The following is a 21,466-nucleotide window of genomic DNA, read 5'->3' as shown; positions in this document are numbered from 1 at the left end:
GTATCTTTGGATTATGACTATTACCTCCTTTGCTGCCCTTGCCACTCCCGATGCCAAAACCTTGATTTTAGGCACTATGCCCGGAATACAGTCATTACAAATGCAGCAATACTATGGCAATCAACAAAATCACTTTTGGAAGATAATGTTTACTCTGTTTCAGGAAGAATTTACAACTGATTATGAAATCCGAAAAAAAATGTTACTTAAAAATAACATTGCCTTGTGGGATGTACTGCAGGCATGTGAGCGTTCGGGCAGTTTGGATAGTGCTATTGTAAAAGAAGTGCCTAATGATTTTAACCATTTCCTAAAAAACCATCCTGCTATTACTCACATCTTTTTTAACGGACAAGCTGCGGCAAAATACTTTAAAAAGTATGTTTCTGTTGAAAGAAATTATACTTTAGTCATTCTACCTTCTACGAGTCCTGCTCATGCCGGGATGCCACTTGATAAGAAATTAGCACTATGGCAGGAAATACTTCAGGGTAATTTACTCTAATAAAAAAAAGACTTAATTCCCTCTCATCTAACATTTTATACCGTTTATCTATACCAAAATTCCTATCGTCTTATTTTATTAAAACACTTATAATCAACGACATATATTTGTATCATAATAATGTCAGCAAATTGATTTAGACCATTACGATACCATATACCCTTTTTAGCCCAAAACTTAAAAGTCTCTGAAACAATACTGAATATAGCCCCCTATTACCAACTGTATTCAGTATTGCTTCCCCAAAAAAAACCTGTCAAAATTCAAACAATTATTAGGTTATAGTTTTTTGGATTTTATTTCAACCGAGGCTTACTGAGTCTCGGTTTTTTTGTTACTATATTAATTGCTCTATTCTTTCCTGCAAGGTAGTATATTCAGCTACTTCCCTATTTTCAATGGTTTTAGCCCACTCCATAAAGGAAGGCTCGTGCGGAATTTTTCTTCCTGTTTTAGTGTTTACCGGCACAAAGCGGGTGCGCATTATAGCTTTTAGGTGATTTTGGTTTTCATTTTTCATTTGGGTTTCGACCAAAAGGTATTCGGTATCAGCTTTGAGCAAAGTTGATTGTATGGTTATTGTCTCATTGTATAAGGCCGGACGCAGGTAAGCAATTTCGTGTCCGCCTACTACCCAAGCTATATTGTTTTGGTAAAACTCTTCTAAATTAAGATTGTGGTAATGCTTCAGGTGATCTTCGCGAGCATTTAAAAAATAATCAATATAACGAGCGTTATTTAAATGTCCGAACAAATCACAGTCGCTAAAGCGAACGGTATAAACCGATGTGGGTGTAGTTGTCATACTGTTTATAGTTTTTGGGTTAGTGAAGTATCAATTGAGATAAAGTGCAGCTCTCCTGTGAGCATTGCCGGTACTATCATAGTGTTTCCATTAATAATGAAATCAGCAGGGCCGGCTATGGGTTCGAATAATGGCAATCGATTAATGCGATGGTTAGACAATTGAATGGAAAGCAGTATCCCTTTCTTTTCAAAAGCTACCCAATTACTGGCATATAAAACTTCATTTACTACAGCCAGTCCATCGTATAATCCTTCAGCAGTAGCCAATTGTGTGAAAGTATTGTCTTTCAGATTGATGAAGCCTAGTACACCATTAGCTTTGTTGTTGCTTCCCAATCCATTTACATAAAGCAGGCTTGATTTTTTGTTGCAAAATAAGCCATTGATACCTTGAACCGGTTTATCAATAATGACTTCGGTAAACGCTTTATTGATAAGATTCACTTTGAACAACTTGTTGGTATCGGTTGCGGAAACATAGAGCGTGTTACTGTCCCATACCGCAATATCGTTCAGAAAATGTGTCACTGTGCTAAAATCGATTTGATATAATTTAGTACCCGTCTTTAGTTCAATGGCTACCAAACGATCAATGTCGGTAAGAAATAAAACCCCTTTATCAACGGCTAGTCCCTTGGGAGCATTTAGCTGTTCTTTTACGAAAGCAGAATCTAACACAGTTCCATTGGCATCGAGTTTCCTTACTTTCCCATCTCCGTCTTTGGCATCGGGAGTTAAGGCTTTGCCAATATCCGCAGCATAAAGATAACGTCCTTCTTTCACCACACTTTCAACGTGTTGAAATCCTTTAATGGTTTTGATGCTTTGAGCCTGAATAGCAGTAGCCACTACTAGGCTTCCCAGAAGGAATGTTTTTACCAACTTTTTCATTTTATTTAGGTTTTAATTGATTAATTATATACCGATTGGTATATTTTTTTATAAATTTTTTTATTGCTTTAAATCTTTGATCAAACGTTCTAAATAATCCATACCACTTTTAAGAGCCATAGTGTTACCCGTTACTTTGGTCTGCATCACACCGCCCTGTATTAATGAAATAATCACTGTACACACTTCATTGATATTAATATCAGATTTGATTTCACCTGAGGCAATACCTTCATTCAGTTGTCGTTCCATAGAGCCGCGCCAAAACTGTATCGCATTGGCAGCTTTTGACTTCAGTTGAGGATGAGTATGATCAGCTTCGATGGCGGTATTTAACACTGGGCACCCTCCTTGAAGAAAAGGTAGTTGGAGATAGTTTCTATAAGTTTCGGGATATACCAGCAGTTTATCAATAATCGAAGAGCGGGTTTCCATTTTACTTCGAATATGTGAAACTACACATTGAAAATTATAATCAAAAGCTGCCAAAGCTACCTCATCTTTGTTTTCAAAATTGCCGTATATACTCCCTTTTGTAAGTCCGGTAGCCATAATCATATCACTGAGTGAAGTACAAGCATATCCTTTGCAATTAAAGATAGGTGCGATTTTCTCGATAATAAATTGCTTGGTACGGTCGGCTTTAGAAATCATTTTATTGTTATTATAAAACAAAGATATAAATTAAATATACCGATTAGTATATTTTTCATAAAATAAAAAAACAGCCTCTGTATTATCCCGAAAACAGAGGCTGTCATTCACTATGAAAATTACAAATACAATTCAATTTCACATACTTAAAAGTATTTAATTTTTGTATTAAAATAATACGCAATCCAAAAGCTTATTAAAATCTTATTAACAAACATTCAACTAGTTAGAAATGGGAATTGTATAATTTTTGTCCGTAATTCTATAACACGCCAAAGCATAAAAAGAGTCATCTTCGTAATAGTAAAAGCAATGTTATTTAGTCAAGAGAAGAAGACTTTCACCAAAAAACTAATTTGGTCCTAACAGATAACATTGAAGCTTTCTCGGCAGAAGCAAAAACGTCCCGGTACATCGGGACGTTTTTTTTGCTGACAAAAAGTACCGAAAACTATAAGCTTTACAGGTCATTAGCAATTATACCTTTTAGCCTCAATCAAAATAATAAGTTTTTAACAATTTTCACAATTTATTAAACATTCATCAAGGATATTAGTTTTATTCATAAAACTTATTAATAAAAACTTATATTTGACGCAACTAATTTAACCGAATTATAAGTATGAAAAACAAATTACTCATGGTAGCACTTGTAGCTATCAGCGGGTTTTCTTGGGCTCAAACGAAAAAAGATCCATGGAAACCTACTTCAGAAAAAGCAGATGCTGTTGTTGTAGCCAACAAAAAAAACCTAAGAAGTCCTAAATTATTTGAACTGAACATTGCAGAATTAAAGCAATCTTTAGTGAACGCTCCCAATCGATTTACTTCTGGAAATTCAACTGTTGTTGTATCATTTCCAAATTCAGATGGAGTGCTAGAACGGTACCGCATTAAAGAATCATCAAACATGGAACCTGCTTTAGCTGCGAAATACCCAGAAATTAAATCCTATATCGGACAAGGTATAGACACCCCTACGTCAACTATCTATTTTAGTGTATCACCACTCGGGCTGGAAACTATGGTAGTACATGCCGATCAGTCGGCTGAATTTATAGAACCATTTACAACCGATTTAAGTGCCTATGCTGTATATCGCAAAACGGATAAAGTGGCCTCATTGGATAAATTTGATTGTAAATTAATTCAAAAAGCACATAACGATAGTAACGACAACAGTATGTTGGCCCGACCTAATGCTGACGATGCTTTATTACGTACTTACCGTTTGGCTATGTCGGTTACAGGAGAATATACCACTTATTTTGGCGGAACTAAAGCTTTAGCTTTGGCAGCTATTAACAACACCATGACTCGTGTAAACGGAGTATTTGAAAAAGATTTCTCTGCCCGAATGATATTGATTGCTAATACAGATTCCGTTATTTATACCAGTGCTTCAACTGATCCATATTCACCAGCTTCAGGTTTGGATAATTGGAATTTACAATTAATGAACACATTGAGTTCCGTAATTGGCAATGCTAATTTTGACATTGGTCATCTTTTCGGAGCAACCGGTGGAGGCGGAAATGCAGGTTGTATAGGATGTGTATGTAGTAATGACATGACCACTGAGGTTGTTGGCGGCATAACATCACCTGTTAATTATAAAGGTAGTGGTTATACTTCGCCAAGTGATGGCATACCATCGGGAGATAACTTTGATATCGACTATGTGGCTCATGAAATGGGTCATCAATTTGGTGCCAATCATACCTTTACCCATAGCAACGAAGGGACAGGAGTTCAAATGGAACCGGGCTCAGGCTCAACTATTATGGGCTATGCCGGTATCACCACTTTAGATGTGCAACCTCACTCCGACCCTTACTTTCATTCGGTTAGCATACAACAAGTAACCAATTATATTAAGACAACAACTTGTCAAACCAATACAGCCACAGGAAATGCTATTCCAACTGCCAATGCCGGCTTGGATTACACCATTCCAAAAAGCACTCCGTTTATGTTAACCGGAACCGGTACAGATGCAAATGGTGATACACTAACTTATTGTTGGGAACAATTTAATTCACAAAGCACCGCTGCTGCACCAAGCGCGACTAAAACAACAGGAGTAAATTACAGATCCTATAATCCAACAACATCCCCAACAAGGTATTTTCCTAAAATGTCTTCGGTATTAACCGGAGCTACTACTACGGCTGGTTCTGAAATCACAGTGGAAGCTTTATCTTCTGTTGCCAGAACATTAAATTTCCGATTAACGGTTCGCGATAACAGAGCCGGTGGTTCAGGAAACAATAGTGACGACACAGTTATTACAGTTAACGGAACAGCAGGGCCATTTAGTGTAACTGCCCCTAACACAGCCGTTTCATATGTTGGAAATTCAACTCAAACTATCACTTGGGCTGTGGCCGGAACTACAGCTAATGGTGTAAATTGTGCCAATGTTGATATTTTGATTTCAACAAACGGCGGAACCACTTGGTCTACCCTATTGGCTGCAACACCAAATGATGGAACACAAGCTGTTACGATTCCGAATACCCCGGGAACCACTAATAGAATCATGGTAAAAGGTACTAATCATATTTTCTTTGATGTATCAAATACCAACTTCACTATCACAGCAGGTTCAAGCGACACTACAGCTCCCACCGCACCAACAAGCTTAACCGCTTCAGGAACTACTCAGACTACCACCAACCTATCTTGGACAGCCGCTACTGATAACGTAGCTGTAACCGGATATGATGTGTACCAGGGAGCTACTTTAAAAGGTTCGACTACTACGGCTACAACTTTTGCTGTAACAGGTTTAACTGCTTCAACAGCTTATACTTTTACAGTAAAAGCTAAAGACGCTGCCGGTAATATTTCAGTAGCCAGTAACACTGCTAATGTAACCACTTTAGCCGCCACTGACACAACAGCTCCAACTGCCCCAACCAGCTTAACAGCTTCGGGGACGACACAAACTACAACCAATCTGTCTTGGACTGCCGCTACTGATAACGTAGCCGTAACTGGGTATGATGTATATCAGGGAGCGACCGTAATAGGTTCAACTACCACAGCTACTACTTTTGCTGTGACCGGTTTAACTGCTTCAACAGCTTATGCTTTTACGGTAAAAGCAAAGGACGCTGCAGGAAATATATCTGTGGCAAGTAATACAGCAAACGTTACTACTTTAGCTAACTCGAGTAATGCAACTGACTTATTATTTTCTGAATATATAGAAGGTTCATCCAACAATAAAGCGTTAGAAATTGCCAATAATACCGGAAGCGCTGTTAGTTTATCTGCTTACACAGTAAAAAAACAAACCAATGGAGCCGACGCATGGAGCACAGGTATTACTTTAACCGGAACATTAAACAACGGTGCTAAATTTGTTTTGGTAAACAGTTCCATTAATATTGCTTGTTACAGTACAGCTACGGCCAATGTTTCTTCAGCTGGTGCTGAATTGACTTTCAATGGGAATGATGCTGTCGGTTTATTTAAAAACGGAGTGTTGATTGATATCATAGGAACATTTAATGGAGGAACAGCCAACTTTGCTATAGATGTTACTTTACGCAGAAAAGCAACGGTTTTATCTCCGAATACTACTTTCAATTTAGCAGGTGAATGGGATTCTTTTGCCACTGATACTTGTGGAGGATTAGGAAGTCGACCTGCTGCTGATACTACTGCTGATTTGAATACTATTAAAATGTATCCGAATCCCCTAAAAGGCGATGTAATGTCACTTTCAATGGTTACAAACGGAAACTATAGAATTCTGAATTCATTAGGACAACAAGTAACTATAGGAAAAATTGATAACGGGAATATTACGGTTGGCAATCTAACTACAGGAGTTTATTTATTAGAACTAACTGCTAACGGACAAACTGTGGTAAAACGTTTTATCAAACAGTAAACCCTTAGATTAAATATTAAAAAACAGCCATAAGTATTGCGGCTGTTTTTATTTTACATCATTCAGGAATAATATAAAAAGAAAAACTCCGAGTGGTACTCGGAGTTTTTCTTTTTATCTGTTTTAAAACTTATTTGATAAATTCTACTTTTTGGGCTTCTTCAGCGTTGATACTGTCAAAAAAACCTTGCTCATTCATCCAATCATCACTGAATACTTTACTCATGTAACGAGATCCATGGTCAGGAAAAATAGCAATTACATTACTTTCTTCGGTAAATTCACCTTCTTCAGCATATTGCTTAATGGCTTGCATTACCGCTCCCGATGTATAACCTACAAACAATCCTTCTTTTTTAGCTATTTCACGTGTAGTGTGAGCACTTTGCTCATCATTCACTTTCATAAAATGGTCTATCAAATCGAAATCAGTAGCTGTTGGAATTAAGTTTTTCCCTAATCCTTCTATACGATACGGGTAGATTTCATCAGCATCAAATTCTTTGGTTTCGTGGTATTTTTTCAATACAGAACCAAAAGCATCCACTCCTAAAATTCTAATATTCGGATTTTTTTCTTTTAAATATTTAGCAGCACCCGAAATGGTTCCACCGGTACCACTACAAGCAATCAAGTGGGTAACTTTTCCGTTAGTTTGTTCCCAAATTTCCGGCCCGGTTGATTTGTAATGGGCATCAATATTCAATTGGTTAAAATATTGATTGATGTAGATTGAACCTTTAGTTTCTTCGTGTAAACGCTTTGCTACGTTGTAGTATGAACGTTCATCATCAGCAGAAACATGAGCAGGGCACACATAAACTTTGGCACCTAAACTGCGTAACATATCTATTTTATCTTTAGAAGATTTTGAACTTACCGCCAAGATACAATTGTAACCTTTAATGATACTAACCATAGCCAAACTAAATCCGGTGTTACCCGAAGTCGTTTCGATAATAGTATCACCCGGAGATAAAATTCCTTGTCTTTCAGCTTCTTCAATAATATATAATGCAATTCTGTCTTTGGTAGAGTGACCAGGATTGAAAGCTTCAACCTTAGCGTAAAAATTTCCTGGTAAAGATTCGGTGATTTTATTAAGCTTAATTAGTGGAGTATTCCCTATTAAACTTAATACATTATCGTGAGCTTTTATATCTTCTTTCATAAAATAAATTAGTCAAGGCGTATTAACAAGTCGTTTTTACGGACTTTATAACTTTGCAAATTTAATAAAATATTTTAAACTATCTTTTTATTCCTTCTAAATCTAACAAAAAACTGTATTCTTTGGCTATTTCTCTGATGGCTTCAAATCTCCCTGAAGCACCACCGTGTCCTGCATCCATATTGGTATCTAAATACAGCTGATTAGTATCTGTTTTTAAAACCCTAAGTTTGGCTACCCACTTGGCTGGTTCCCAATACTGTACCTGTGAATCGTGCAATCCGGTTGACACATACATATTCGGATAATCTTGTTTTACTACATTATCATAAGGCGAATAGGAAAGCATATAGTTATAATATTTTTTCACATTCGGGTTTCCCCATTCATCATATTCTCCTGTGGTTAATGGAATCGTATCATCCAACATAGTGGTTACTACATCCACAAACGGCACCTGAGCGATGACTCCATTATACAAAGATGGTGCCATATTCACTACAGCCCCCATCAAAAGTCCTCCGGCCGAACCTCCTTCAGCATACAAATGCTTAGCAGAAGTGTATTTAGTGTCTATTAAAAATTGAGAACAGTCTATAAAATCGGTAAAGGTGTTTTTCTTTTTCAATAATTTGCCGTCTTCATACCATTGCCTGCCCAAATCTTCTCCGCCGCGAATATGTGCAATAGCATAAATATAACCTCGATCAAGCAGCGTTAATCGAACTGATGAAAAATAACAATCCATAGTAGCTCCGTAAGAACCATAAGCGTATAACAAAGTGGGATTGGTTCCGTTTTTCTTTATGCCATTGCGATAAATCATTGATATAGGTACTTTAGTCCCGTCTTTTGCGGTAGCCCAAAGACGCTCTTCAGTATAATTATTTTTATCAAATTGCCCGCCAAGAACTTCATGCTCTTTGAGTATTGTTTTTTCTTTAGTTCGCATATTGAAATCAATGACCGATGACGGAACAGCTAACGACTGAAAACTATAGCGAAGGATTTCGGTATCAAAATCAAGATTGGTAGTGGTGTAAGCAGTGTAAGTTTCACTATCAAAAGGCAAATAGTACTCCCCTGTTCCATCCCATGGCATAATGCGAATATTGTTCAACCCATTGAATCTTTCAGCCACAACAAGATAGTCTTTGAAAATATCAATATCTTCCAATAAAACATCCTCACGATGTCCGATAACATCTACCCAATTTTCCTTTGAAGTAGCGTTTTCAGGTGTTTTCATCAACTTAAAATTAGTGGCTTTGTCTTTATTGGTCACTATATAAAAATGGTCTCCAAAATGCGACATCGAATACTCTAACCCGCGGGTTCTTTTTTGAAACATTTTGAACTTCGCATCAGGCGTGGCTGAAAATACCGTTTGATACTCAGTAGTCAAAGTGCTGCTCGAATTAATGATGATATATTTCTTCGATTTAGATTTATATACCGAAACATCAAAAGTTTCATCTTTTTCAAAATAAACCAAAGTATCCGCCGAAGCTTCAGTACCAACTTTATGCTTATAAATTTTATCTGCACGCAAAGTTTGCTCGTCTTTTCGGGAATAGAAAAGGGTTTGGTTATCACTGGCCCAAGTGGTGCCACCAGTAGTGTTTTCTAATTTTACAGGAAGTATTTCCCCGGTCACTAAATTCTTGATTTGAATAACATATTGTCTTCTGGAAACCGTATCCACTCCATAGCTCGCCCAAATATTATCCTCACTGATACTCAAACCGGCTAAGTTGAAATAAGCGTGACCTTGGGCCATTTCGTTACAATCAAATAAAATTTCTTCCGGAGCTTGTAAACTTCCTTTTTTGCGCGAATGAATCGGATAATCTTTCCCTTTTTCAAACCGGGTGATATAGTAATAACCATTATAAAAATAAGGCACCGATTCATCGTCTTCCTTGATACGAGCTTTCATCTCTTCAAACAAACTGTTCTGAAAATCTTTTGTGTGCGCCGTAGCCTGACGATAGTATTCGTTTTCTTTATTCAGGTAATCAATAACTTTAGGATCTTCTTTTTGGTTTAACCAATAATAATTATCCGTACGGCTGTGACCGTGCTTTTCCAAAATATGTGGAATACTGTCAGCTACCGGTGGAAGTAATAATGTTTCGGGCATGAAATGGTGTTTATTAACTACAAAAATAACCATTCTACTGCCTTTATTTATAGTTTCAATATGAAGTTATACACTTAAAAATTAACAAATCTTTGCTATTTTTGTCACACTAAAACTAAAAAATATGTTTGGAGATATTATGGGTATGATGGGTAAACTAAAAGAAACCCAACAAAAAATTGAGGAAACCAAAAAACGATTAGATACCGTTTTGATTGATGAACAAAGCAATGATGGTTTACTGAAAGTAACACTAACAGCTAACCGAAAGATAAAACACATTGCTGTGGAAGAAAGTTTGTTAACCGACAAAGAGCAACTGGAGGATTATTTGATTCTAGTACTCAATAAAGCTATTGAAAGAGCAACCTCTATAAATGAAACAGAATTGGCAGCAGTGGCCAAAGACGGAATGCCTAATATTCCGGGGATGGACAAATTTTTATAAAAAAAACAATTACTTTTAAAAACTTATTTAGAATAAGTACCTAAAGCCAATAATATGAACCTCAAAGAAAATACGCTAAAGAACGAACAACATTTTGATGCCATTTATGAAAACGTTGACATTACATATACCATAAACGCACTCAACAATTTAGACCATTTTCTTGCTGATGCTAAAGTTACTGACGCCAGTTGGGTTGGGCTGTATCATAACAATTTCGATCAAGATTTAAAAGGGAAAAAAGTACTTGAATTGGGATGTGGCGATTGTCTGAACGCTGCCATAATGAGTGTCCTTGGTGCAGAAGTATACGCCAATGACATTTCGCAAGTGAGCGGTAAAATCATAGAGCAACTGAATAAAAACTATCCATTTGAAAGACCAATACAGTTTGTTTATGGTAATTTTTTGGAAAGTGATTTCCCTGATAATTTCTTCGATATTGTAATTGGTAAAGCTTTTGTTCATCATCTGACCAATGAACAAGAAATTCTTTTTACCGAAAAAATTGTAAAAATATTAAAACCGGAGGGCTTAGTGCGTTATTTTGAACCAGCCATAAATAGCAAATTTTTAGATAGTTTGCGCTACATGGTACCCGTCTCCAAACGACCATCAAGTTTACAACGAAAAAAGTTCAAACTATGGAAAGAAGAAGATCCGCATCCTGAAAGAGATGATTCATCAAAAACCTATAGAGATATAGGGGAAAAGTATTTCAAAAAAACAGAGATAGTCTGCTTTGGAAGTATCGAAAGGTATTACAGATTATTACCTTATGGCAATTTTGCCCGCAAGTTTAGACGTTTGGCCTTCAAAATGGAGCGCTTACTGCCTAAATTTATCAACAACACCTTTTCGCGTTCACAATTGATTATCTATCAATTTCCTTTAAAAAATAAAACTACAAAAAAAGAGTTCTTACTTTAAGAGCTCTTTTTATATCAAAAAGTCATTTTCTCCAAAGCCTCCAAAACATAATCATGCATGACCTGACGGTAATCCAAGTGAGTTACTATACGTAATTTACCTTGCCCCATTGAACTAATTAGAATGCCTTTCGTCTTGAATTTTTCAATCACTGTTTTTTCATCTATTGGTGCTTTCACAGTAAAAATCAAAATATTGGTTTCAGCAGGTTCCACTTTTTCAACCCAAGGCAATCGTTCTAAAACAGCTCCTAATTCTTTGGCTCTTCTATGGTCATCTTCCAATCGGTTGATGTTGTTTTGCAATGCATAAATTCCGGCTGCCGCCAAATAGCCTGACTGGCGTAAATTGCCTCCAAATATCTTTCGAATCCGCAGCGCTTTATGCATCGTTTCTTTATCTGAAATCAAAACTGAACCAATAGGTGCTCCCAATCCTTTAGAAAAACAAACTGATATGGTGTCAAACAATTCTCCAAACTGTTTCGGATGTTGCTTTTTTGTCACGATGGCATTCCACAATCGGGCACCATCCAAATGGTATTTTAAGTTGTTATCGGTACAAACTTGTCTAATCTTTTTTAATTCTTCAATATCGTAACAAGCTCCGCCTCCTTTATTGGTCGTGTTTTCAATACTAACCATTTTAGATAAAGGCGCATGATAAAACTCCGGATCATTAATCCCTCCTTTAACCTGCTCGGCAGTAATCATTCCTCTGTTTCCATCAAGCAAGTTGAAATTTACACCACTGTTAAACGAAGCGCCACCGGCTTCATAAAGGTGAATGTGCGACCATTTATCACAAATAATTTGGTCTCCCGGATTGGTATTCAACTTAATCGCTGTTTGATTAGCCATAGTGCCCGAAGGAAAAAATAAGGCGGCTTCTTTACCAAACAAATCGGCTACCATTCTTTCAAAAGCATTCACGGTAGGATCTTGTTTAAACACATCATCACCCACTTTGGCATTGAACATGGCTTGTAACATTTCCGGAGAAGGTTTGGTTACGGTATCACTGATTAAATTAATTTCCATAAAAAATTTATTTTTATGTAGGGACAAGTCGTGACTTGTCCCTACATTTGCGACTACAAAACTACATTATTTATGACAAATACCGAACAAATTAAAGGTATTGTAGAACGCCTTGGTGCGTTGAGGAGGTATCTTTGACATTGATGCCAAACTTATAGAAATTACCAACGAAGAAGAAAAAACCTTCGCGCCTAACTTTTGGAATAACGCCAAAGAAGCTGAAGTCATTGTAAAAAACCTCCGTTCCAAGAAAAAATGGGTCGAAGATTTCGAAAAAGGCAATGCCATGGCGGAAGAGCTTCAAATTATCTACGAATTTTTCAAAGAAGGTGATGCCACCGAAGAAGAACTCGATAATCAATACGAGCTCACTAATACTCATATAGAAAACCTTGAATTCCGAAACATGCTTTCGGATGAAGGTGACAGTTTGAGTGCCGTGCTGCAAATTACTGCCGGTGCCGGTGGTACTGAGAGTTGCGACTGGGCCTCTATGCTGATGCGTATGTATATGATGTGGGGCGAAAAAGAAGGGTATAAAATCAAAGAATTGAATTTCCAGGAAGGCGAGGTTGCCGGTATTAAAACAGTGACCTTAGAATTTGAAGGCGATTATTCTTTCGGATACTTAAAAGGTGAAAACGGTGTACATCGTTTAGTGCGCATCTCTCCGTTTGACAGCAATGCCAAGCGTCATACTTCTTTTGCTTCTGTTTATGTATATCCGCTGGTAGATGACAGTATCGAGATTGATATCAATCCGGCCGATATTGAAATTACTACTTCCCGCTCCAGTGGTGCCGGTGGTCAGAATGTAAACAAAGTAGAAACCAAAGTACAATTGGTTCACAAACCTACCGGAATTCAAATTCAATGTTCTGAAACACGTTCACAGCAAGACAACCGACAACGAGCTATGCAAATGCTTCGTTCTCAATTGTACGAAATTGAATTAAAAAAGCAACAAGAACAACGCGCCGATATAGAAGCCGGTAAAATGAAAATCGAATGGGGTTCGCAAATCCGTAACTATGTGATGCAACCTTATAAATTGGTCAAAGATGTTCGAACAGGTTATGAAACCAGCGATGTTGACAGTGTCATGAACGGAAATATTGATGCCTTTTTAAAAGCCTATCTGATGATGATGGGACAAAAAGAGGAATAATCAATTCCATTTTTCAGGTTGGAAATATTAGGATATTAAAATCCATTTTCATTTATTTGAGAACTTATTCCAAATCAAAACTACTATGAACACATACACCATTCAGGAAATTAACGACATCTTAGGCGGCGAAATTGTTGGCAGTATTACGCAAAAAATAACAGCTCCCGAGCAATTAGAAACCGCTACTGAAACCGAAATTTCTTTTATTGGTAACAAAAAATATGAAAAATACTGGGAAACTTCCAAAGCTTGTGCTGCGGTGGTGAATCAAGATATTGGTATTGAACCCGGAAATAATCGTGCTTTTATCAAAGTAAAAAATGCGGATTTGGCCATGTCGCAAGTGTTGAACCTCTTTGCACCGTCTCCACCAGTTTTCCATGTTGATATCCATCCAACGGCTGTTATTGACGATAGTGTTTCTCTCGGAAACGGAGTTAAAATAGGCGCCAATTGTTATGTAGGTCCTAATGTTGTTATTGGCGAAAATGTTACTATTTATCCCAATGTTACTATTCTTGATGAATGCACCATCGGAAAACATACCATCATTTGGTCAGGCACTGTAATTCGGGAACGTTGTCATATCGGAATGTATTGTATTTTACATCCCAATTGCACCATCGGAGCAGACGGATTCGGATTCCGCCCTTGTCCGGAAAAAGGCTTGGTCAAAATCCCGCAAATCGGAAATGTAATTTTGGGGAACGGAGTCGAAATTGGCGCCAATTCTTGTGTAGACCGAGGTAAATTCAGCTCTACCGTTTTGGGCGATGGCTGTAAAATTGATAATTTAGTTCAAATCGGACATAATTCTAAATTGGGTAAATTCTGTATTATGGCAGGAAATTCCGGTTTAGCCGGTTCAGTAACTTTAGGCAATGGGGTGATTATAGGCGGAAGTGCTTCGATAAAAGACCACACTTCAATTGGAGACGGAGCCATTGTAGGTGCCGGTTCTGGAGTGGCGTGTGATATTGAAGCCGGTAAAACGGTATTAGGTTATCCGGCTATAGATGCTCGTGATGCCTTAAAACAATGGGCCATTCTAAAAAGATTAGTAAGAGACTCAAACAAATAGTTATGAGTTATGAGTTGAAATGCAAGTTTAATTTTTTTTAAAATAACTCATAATTCATAATTCATAACTCATAATTAAAACCTATATTTGCACCGAGGATTCCGAAAGGAAGTTACACCTCACCGCAATAGTCGATCGCTCCAGATCGACTTTTGTATTTTATATACCTAAGCAAAAGCCCAAAGCAGTATACTGTTTTGGGCTTTTGCATTACTAAATAATAATTGTGTTATAAGGTCTCTTTCAAAAAAGCTAACAGGGCTTCCCAAGAACGTTTGTCTGCCAATTCGTTGTAAGCCGCTCCTTTTGAATTATCGTTTCCAGCATTTTTATCGGTAAAAGAATGTACGGCTTTGGCATAATAAACCATTTGCCAATCGGCTTCAGCTCTTCGCATTTCTTCCTGAAAAGCAGCTATCTCTTGTGCTGATTCATAAGGATCATCGGCTCCGTGAAGCACCAATACTTTGGACGCAATTTTATCAATATCTCTAGTAACATCTCTGCCTAATCCTCCGTGAAATGATACCACTCCTTTTACTTTCATATTGGTTCTGGCAGCTTCAATAGCTCCGGTACCACCAAAACAATAACCCAAAACCACAATGTTATCCGGATTAGCTCCTTGTTTAACCAATTGGTCTAAAGCCAACTTAATTCGGATATGGTATTCTTTGATATTCTTTTTGAAGTATCCGGCTTTTTCTCCGGCTTCGCTGTAGTTTTTCGGACGCTTGCCAGCCCCATAAATATCGGCAACAAATGTCGTATACCCCATGGCAGCCAGTCTGGCAGCGGTATCTTTAGCATGATCATCAATGCCCATCCACGCAGGAAGAATTAAAATCCCCGGTTTGCTCTCAAGCGATTTCTTCGGGCTAACACTAATACCGCTCAAAGCTTGCTCACCATCACGATAGGTTACCTCTTTACCTTGTGAAAAAGCGGTTACCGCACTTTGCAACACCACCACTAATAGTAAAATTTTAGTTTTCATAAGAATTGTTTTTAGCTTATAAATTTAAGAACTATTGGTGAAAACAATTGTTAATTATAAAAATAAAAAAGCGACCGTTAAGCCGCTTAAAATTTATAAAGAAGAATATCAAATTCCGATTTCTACTTGAAAACGTAAGTACCAGTTTTTCTTTGAAGTCCCATTGAAATAATCCAATTCATCAAAAGTAACTTCGGTTTGCATTTTAAAAGTATGTTCCCAAATGTATTTGGTAACTCCAAAGCTGTATTCTTTTGTATTGGGCGTTAACGTTCTGATATCATGCCCTATTTTTTGTATCGAATACCTACCAATGAGTTCATAATTAGAACGTAAATTATAACTCAATTGATAATCAAAACCATTACCCACAAACACATAATTGCTTTCGGTACTATCTAAAGGGTTAATAGCAACAGCATTTTCAGTAGTGGTTCTTGACATATAACTCATCATAGCGGCCCAACCATTGTATTTAAACATAGCATCCAACAGCACTGATTTCATAGTCTTGGGTTCAAACAAATCGTTACCTAACTGACCCTGAGTTCTTCGAGCTCTGTTGTTCTGTTGAAAAGCTCCTGAAAGCATCAACTTAGGCTTTTTCTCGCGAAGCACATCGCCTTCAAAATAAGTCCCGTCTTTGGCAAAAGCACCAAAAGGCAATACTTCTACTTTACCTGTAAAGGCTACCCCATCATCGGCCTTTCCGGTTACATTTCTACCTTCACCTGTAGAAACTGCCGTTTTAAAATTATACGAAAACTTATCCTTGTATTCATTCATTTGATGAACTTGAAAACCAAAATCACGGTCAATAGTAAACTTTGCATTGTTGATGGTTCTGTCTGTTAGTTGCAAGCCTCCGGATGAATTCACGCGTTGACGGTTTCCCGGTAATTTGGTTTGTCCGAAACTAATATTCCAATGCTTGTTAGGACGATAAAAAACTACCGCATCTCGAATAATATTAATATTCTCTCCTTCTTTAACTTCGCCTACATCGCCGGGTGCAAACGATAATTGAATGGCATACAAGAATTTAGGATTTCCTACATAACCGTCAAAACGCAAGCGCAACCTACGAATCTGCCCGTCATAAGCTCCTCTTTCGTCTTCGTTCTTAATATAGGTAACTCGGTTTTGCAAACGAAAACGAATATTTAATTGAAATAAACTATCCGGCGAAGTCATACCAATTCCCTTTCCGTAACTGTAGTAAGGAAGCGCCGATAACTTTATGTCATTATCATGCTTGGTTTGCTCAATCGTTATTTGAGAATAAATGGTTGCTGTGCAAAGCAGCAACAGTAATTGTAAAGATTTTTTCATGTGTAGTGTTGTTGTTTGTTGTTTGTCGTAGTTAGTGTTCGTTTTGGTTTAACGATTAAGTAATGATTAGCAAATGATTTTTTAACAATTAAAAATAGCTTATAAAAAAAGCCAACGATAACGGTTGGCTTTTCTGAGTATAAAAAGATTATAAAAATAATTTCAAGAAATAATAGGTCAACGCAGCCAAAACAGCGGAAACCGGAATGGTCAATATCCAAGCCCATAAAAGCTTAACGGTTACACCCCATCTAACGGCAGAGATTCTTTTAGTTACCCCTACTCCAATAATAGAACCCGTAATGGTATGGGTAGTTGATACCGGAATCTTAAAATGCTCTGTAGTAAATAACGTCAATGCTCCGGCAGATTCAGCCACAACGCCTTCAAAAGCTGTTACTTTCGTGATTTTAGAACCCATCGTTTTGACAATTTTCCAACCACCACTTAAAGTTCCCAAGGCAATTACCGTATAACACGTTAACGGAATCCAGCCCGGCATATTCGATTTAATACCTTTGTCTTCGTCCGGCAAAATCACATTCAAATCCAACCAGCCGTCAGACATATTAAAATGCGGATGAGTTTTCAAAAACACCGCTACCGCAGCAGCAATGATACCCATAACCTTTTGCGAGTCGTTTCCACCATGGCCCAAACTGAAAGCGGCCGAAGATAACAACTGCATTTTTCTTAAAATCTTCTCTGCTTTGGCGGTAGAAAAACTACTGAAGAACAAATTAAATATGGCTAAACTGTAAAATATAATAGCTACCAAGAACCATTTTATATTCGCCGGCTCAAAGAGTACGCTCCATAACTCACTTTCAAATCTTGGCTTTTTAATATCCTCGTAGCCTACCATTACGGTCGACATAAACCAAAAAACCAATGCCATTAAAACTACGGTAAAGATTTTAGGATAAACATTCTTTTTAGAAGAATACATCAGCCAAAGCGAAATGAAATACGAAATGATCATCCCCAATAAAGGCGCAAATACAATAAATAAAATCACTATAAAAACTCCCGAAGGCAACAATTCTCCTTCTTTAGCAGCTTTGTACCAGTTTACGATTTTAAACCCAAAATGCTCCGCATCGGTAACTCCGCGAAAACCATGAGCAATGGCTGCTCCTGCAAAACCACCAATCAAAGTGTGTGAGGATGAGGACGGAATTCCTTTCCACCAAGTGAATAAATTCCAAATAATAGCGGCAATAATCCCGGCCAAAATAACCACCAAGTCAATGCTGGCAGTATTAGCCGTCTTAGCTACCGTATCAGCTACTCCAAATCCAAATACCCAATAAGCCAAAAAGTTAAAAAAAGCCGCCCAAACTACCGCTTGAAATGGCGTTAATACTTTAGTGGCAACAATCGTAGCAATAGAGTTAGCCGCATCGTGAAAACCATTGATATAGTCAAATATCAGGGCCAGAACTATAATTACAATTAGTAATGTCATAATTTCCTAATTGGTTATAATTTATGAGTGTTTAACAGAGATTTGCTCCATTACGTTAGACACACTTTTACATTTATCAGAAGCCATTTCCAAGGCAGACAATACTTCTTTATATTTGATAATGTTTTTAGCATCGGTCTCGTTTTCAAAAATATCCGCAACGGCTTTGTCAAAAACCGAATCGGCTTTGCTTTCCAATTTGTTGATTTTTTTACAAGTATCTTTAATCGCTTTCGGATTCTTCAAATCTTTCAATTCTTTAATTCCAACACCAATCAATTGACAAGCTTCTAAGTTGATTTCCGTCAATTTACGAATCGATTTGGTGATTTTCTCAATTTGGTACAAACGCATTCTACTGGCAGCACCATGCATGTTATCCGCCACGTTATCAATCGCTTTGATTAACGAGTGAATATCCTCACGGTCAAACGGCGTGATAAAGTTACGACTCAATTCTAAGTGCGTTTTATGCGTTATCTCTTCTATGGTAGCTTCAAGCTCTTCCACTTTTCTGTAATATTCTTCTCTTTCCGATTTCGGAGCGTTTACCGCTTCGTGCAGGGTTTCGGCTAACAGAATTAAATTGGCTGAGGCTTGCTCAAATAAAGGAAAGAATTTTTTATCCTTAGGAACTAAAAACTGGAAAATACTGTTTAAAGACATTTTATTGATTTTTTGATGCTGCAAAGGTATTTATATTATGTTAACTCAATATTAACTTATCCATGCAATAACCTGTTTGTGTTTACAATTTCTTAACATTCGCCCAAACGCCTTTTCCAACTTCAAGAGCACCACTCAAAACTTTATCAGTACGTGCTGTCCCGCTGTCCGCGCTACACGGTAGCTCGCTCCCATCGGGGCTAAAAAGTACGTTGGGTGGTCTTCAGGAAAAAATAAAAACTACCCAAACAAAGACACCTAACCAAAAAGTTCGGTACATTGCTTAGTCAGTTCAGAACATTGCTTAGTCAACTCGGAACATAATCTAGTCAGTTCGCAACATTGCCTAGTCAGCTCGGCGCATTGCTTAGTCAGTTCGGGACATTGCCTAGTCAGCTTGGCACAACCTAAAGTAATAACAAGTACTACCTCAGTAAAACCGAATAGGCGCAAAAAATGCGGCCGTTAATCTCAACACATTTACTTTCAAATTTTGAAAACGTTTTCGTATTTTAGCGCACATTTGATATTAAGAGGAGGAAGCCCAGTGGGCTTCAGGTACACGAACTTTAGTTCGTTTAACAGTTAACATATACTAAAACAACACCCAATAAAGCACAATTCTAGCCATGGACATCAACTTCAATAAAAACGAAGACCACAACAAACTCTTACTATCCGATTTAAAACAGCATTTCGCCAAAGTAAAATTAGGCGGAGGTCAAAAACGCATTGAAAAACTGCATTCAGAGGGCAAAATGACCGCCCGCGAACGCATCGATTACCTACTCGACCCAAAAGCCAAAAGCATCGAAATCGGTGCCTTTGTCGGCGATGGTATGTATGCCGAACACGGTGGGTGTCCATCAGGCGGTGTGGTGGTAAAAATAGGCTACATCAAAGGAAAACAATGCATCGTCGTGGCCAATGACGCCACCGTAAAAGCCGGAGCTTGGTTCCCCATCACCGGAAAAAAGAACTTACGTGCCCAAGAAATAGCCATAGAAAATAGATTACCTATAATATACCTGGTCGATTCAGCCGGAGTGTATCTCCCAATGCAGGATGAAATCTTCCCCGATAAAGAACACTTCGGACGTATCTTCCGAAACAATGCGGTGATGAGCAGCATGGGCATTACTCAAATCGCTGCTGTCATGGGCAGTTGCGTTGCCGGTGGTGCTTATCTTCCCATCATGAGCGATGAAGCCATGATAGTAGACAAAACGGGAAGCATCTTCTTGGCCGGAAGCTATTTGGTAAAAGCAGCTATCGGTGAAAACATTGATAACGAAACCCTGGGCGGAGCGACAACCCACTGCGAAATCTCAGGGGTAACCGATTATAAAGCCAAAGACGATAAAGACGCTTTAGACCGAATCAAAAGCATAGTCGGGAAAATTGGCGATTATGACAAAGCAGGTTTCAACAGAGAAACTCCTCAAAAACCGACTTTAGAAGAAAAAGATATTTACGGCATACTACCAAAATCACGCAGCGACCAATACGATATGATGGAAATCATCAAACGCTTGGTTGACAACTCCGAAATGGACATGTACAAGCCTGATTACGGGAAATCCATTATCACTTGCTACGCCCGCATTGACGGTTGGGCAGTAGGAATTGTGGCCAATCAAAGAACAGTTTCCAAAACCAAAAAAGGCGAAATACAGTTTGGTGGCGTAATCTATTCTGATTCTGCGGATAAAGCCACGCGTTTTATTGCCAATTGCAACCAAAAGAAAATTCCGTTAGTTTTCATGCAAGACGTTACCGGATTTATGGTAGGCTCTAAATCAGAACACGGTGGTATTATTAAAGACGGTGCCAAAATGGTAAATGCCGTTTCCAATTCGGTTGTGCCAAAATTCACTGTAATAGTAGGAAACAGCTACGGTGCCGGCAACTACGCCATGTGTGGCAAAGCCTACGACCCTCGATTAATCTTTGCCTGGCCAAGTGCCGAATTAGCGGTAATGGGCGGAACACAAGCCGCAAAAGTATTAGCACAAATCGAAGCCTCTTCGCTAAAAGCCAAAGGAGAAGTCATTGACGAGAAAAAAGAACAAGAACTGTTTGATAAAATTAAAGCGCGTTACGATGCCCAGGTGTCTCCTTATTACGCCGCAGCAAGATTATGGACAGACGCCATCATTGATCCGTTAGAAACACGAACTTGGATTTCCATGGGAATCGAAGCCGCCAACCATGCTCCTATTGAAAAGAAATTTAATTTGGGAGTGATACAGGTTTAG

At 38.0% G+C, this 21,466-nt stretch carries 17 protein-coding genes; 7 read left to right on the top strand and 10 right to left on the bottom strand.

Annotated elements, in window-relative coordinates; translation table 11 throughout:
* Positions 1–13: 13 nt before the first annotated feature.
* Positions 14–505 carry a DNA-deoxyinosine glycosylase gene (locus tag GUU89_RS10705; protein ID WP_162127900.1) on the top strand — a complete coding sequence of 164 codons (492 nt, stop codon included), beginning with the start codon at positions 14–16 and terminating at the stop codon, positions 503–505.
* A 337-nt stretch (positions 506–842) separates the two neighbouring features.
* Here GUU89_RS10705 and GUU89_RS10700 read toward each other — a convergent pair whose 3' ends face one another.
* From GUU89_RS10700 to GUU89_RS10690, 3 genes are read right to left on the bottom strand one after another with little or no spacing between them, the layout of a single operon-like run.
* Positions 843–1,310 carry an acyl-CoA thioesterase gene (locus tag GUU89_RS10700; protein WP_162127899.1) on the bottom strand — a complete coding sequence of 156 codons (468 nt, stop codon included), beginning with the start codon at positions 1,308–1,310 and terminating at the stop codon, positions 843–845.
* A 5-nt stretch (positions 1,311–1,315) separates the two neighbouring features.
* Positions 1,316–2,203 carry an NHL repeat-containing protein gene (locus GUU89_RS10695; RefSeq protein ID WP_162127898.1) on the bottom strand — a complete coding sequence of 296 codons (888 nt, stop codon included), beginning with the start codon at positions 2,201–2,203 and terminating at the stop codon, positions 1,316–1,318.
* A 60-nt stretch (positions 2,204–2,263) separates the two neighbouring features.
* On the bottom strand, positions 2,264–2,857 hold the full coding sequence (locus GUU89_RS10690) for a TetR/AcrR family transcriptional regulator (RefSeq protein WP_235922023.1): 594 nt from the start codon (positions 2,855–2,857) through the stop codon (positions 2,264–2,266).
* Between the two features lie 640 nt (positions 2,858–3,497).
* On the opposite strand from GUU89_RS10690, the gene GUU89_RS10685 reads away from it, so the two are divergent.
* Positions 3,498–6,761, top strand: coding sequence for a zinc-dependent metalloprotease (locus GUU89_RS10685; protein WP_235922022.1), 3,264 nt, complete (start codon positions 3,498–3,500; stop codon positions 6,759–6,761).
* Positions 6,762–6,891: 130 nt separating this feature from the next.
* Here GUU89_RS10685 and GUU89_RS10680 read toward each other — a convergent pair whose 3' ends face one another.
* Positions 6,892–7,932, bottom strand: a complete 1,041-nt coding sequence (locus GUU89_RS10680) for a PLP-dependent cysteine synthase family protein (protein WP_162127896.1) — start codon at positions 7,930–7,932, stop codon at positions 6,892–6,894.
* 79 nt (positions 7,933–8,011) lie between these two features.
* The gene (locus tag GUU89_RS10675; RefSeq protein ID WP_162127895.1) at positions 8,012–10,075 is read right to left on the bottom strand and encodes a S9 family peptidase; all 2,064 of its coding nucleotides are present in this window, start codon (positions 10,073–10,075) and stop codon (positions 8,012–8,014) included.
* Positions 10,076–10,199: 124 nt separating this feature from the next.
* Between GUU89_RS10675 and GUU89_RS10670 the strand changes: the two genes are divergently transcribed.
* A complete protein-coding gene (locus GUU89_RS10670; RefSeq protein WP_162127894.1) occupies positions 10,200–10,523 on the top strand; it encodes a YbaB/EbfC family nucleoid-associated protein in 324 nt (107 codons plus the stop codon).
* A 54-nt stretch (positions 10,524–10,577) separates the two neighbouring features.
* Entirely contained in the window at positions 10,578–11,453 is an 876-nt protein-coding gene (locus GUU89_RS10665; protein WP_162127893.1) for a class I SAM-dependent methyltransferase, read from the top strand.
* Positions 11,454–11,467: 14 nt separating this feature from the next.
* Here the strand turns inward: GUU89_RS10665 and GUU89_RS10660 are convergent, their stop codons facing one another.
* Positions 11,468–12,493 carry a threonine aldolase family protein gene (locus tag GUU89_RS10660; RefSeq protein ID WP_162127892.1) on the bottom strand — a complete coding sequence of 342 codons (1,026 nt, stop codon included), beginning with the start codon at positions 12,491–12,493 and terminating at the stop codon, positions 11,468–11,470.
* A gap of 72 nt (positions 12,494–12,565) precedes the next feature.
* Between GUU89_RS10660 and prfB the strand changes: the two genes are divergently transcribed.
* Positions 12,566–13,661 (top strand): peptide chain release factor 2 gene (prfB, locus tag GUU89_RS10655; RefSeq protein ID WP_162127891.1). Its coding sequence is split into 2 segments (ribosomal slippage): positions 12,566–12,628 and positions 12,630–13,661, totalling 1,095 coding nucleotides; the frame shifts between segments, so codons are not numbered across the junction.
* Positions 13,662–13,746: 85 nt separating this feature from the next.
* Positions 13,747–14,745, top strand: a complete 999-nt coding sequence (gene lpxD, locus GUU89_RS10650) for a UDP-3-O-(3-hydroxymyristoyl)glucosamine N-acyltransferase (RefSeq protein ID WP_162127890.1) — start codon at positions 13,747–13,749, stop codon at positions 14,743–14,745.
* Between the two features lie 229 nt (positions 14,746–14,974).
* Here the strand turns inward: lpxD and GUU89_RS10645 are convergent, their stop codons facing one another.
* The 4 genes from GUU89_RS10645 to GUU89_RS10630 form a co-directional block, all read right to left on the bottom strand.
* Complete coding sequence (locus GUU89_RS10645; RefSeq protein WP_162127889.1) at positions 14,975–15,742, bottom strand: dienelactone hydrolase family protein; 768 nt, start codon at positions 15,740–15,742, stop codon at positions 14,975–14,977.
* 108 nt (positions 15,743–15,850) lie between these two features.
* Entirely contained in the window at positions 15,851–17,074 is a 1,224-nt protein-coding gene (locus GUU89_RS10640) for a porin (protein WP_162127888.1), read from the bottom strand.
* Between the two features lie 148 nt (positions 17,075–17,222).
* Positions 17,223–18,542 (bottom strand): inorganic phosphate transporter, encoded by a 1,320-nt coding sequence (locus tag GUU89_RS10635; RefSeq protein ID WP_162127887.1) that lies wholly within the window; start codon positions 18,540–18,542, stop codon positions 17,223–17,225.
* Between the two features lie 21 nt (positions 18,543–18,563).
* Positions 18,564–19,208: a DUF47 domain-containing protein gene (locus GUU89_RS10630; RefSeq protein ID WP_162127886.1), complete on the bottom strand. Its 645-nt coding sequence runs from the start codon at positions 19,206–19,208 to the stop codon at positions 18,564–18,566.
* 629 nt (positions 19,209–19,837) lie between these two features.
* Here GUU89_RS10630 and GUU89_RS10625 point away from each other — a divergent pair.
* Positions 19,838–21,466: an acyl-CoA carboxylase subunit beta gene (locus GUU89_RS10625; protein ID WP_162127885.1), complete on the top strand. Its 1,629-nt coding sequence runs from the start codon at positions 19,838–19,840 to the stop codon at positions 21,464–21,466.

It is taken from the genome of Flavobacterium phycosphaerae, assembly GCF_010119235.1.
In the GTDB taxonomy this organism is placed as follows: Bacteria; Bacteroidota; Bacteroidia; order Flavobacteriales; family Flavobacteriaceae; genus Flavobacterium; species Flavobacterium phycosphaerae.
This window is presented reverse-complemented; position numbering and strand designations above follow the sequence as displayed.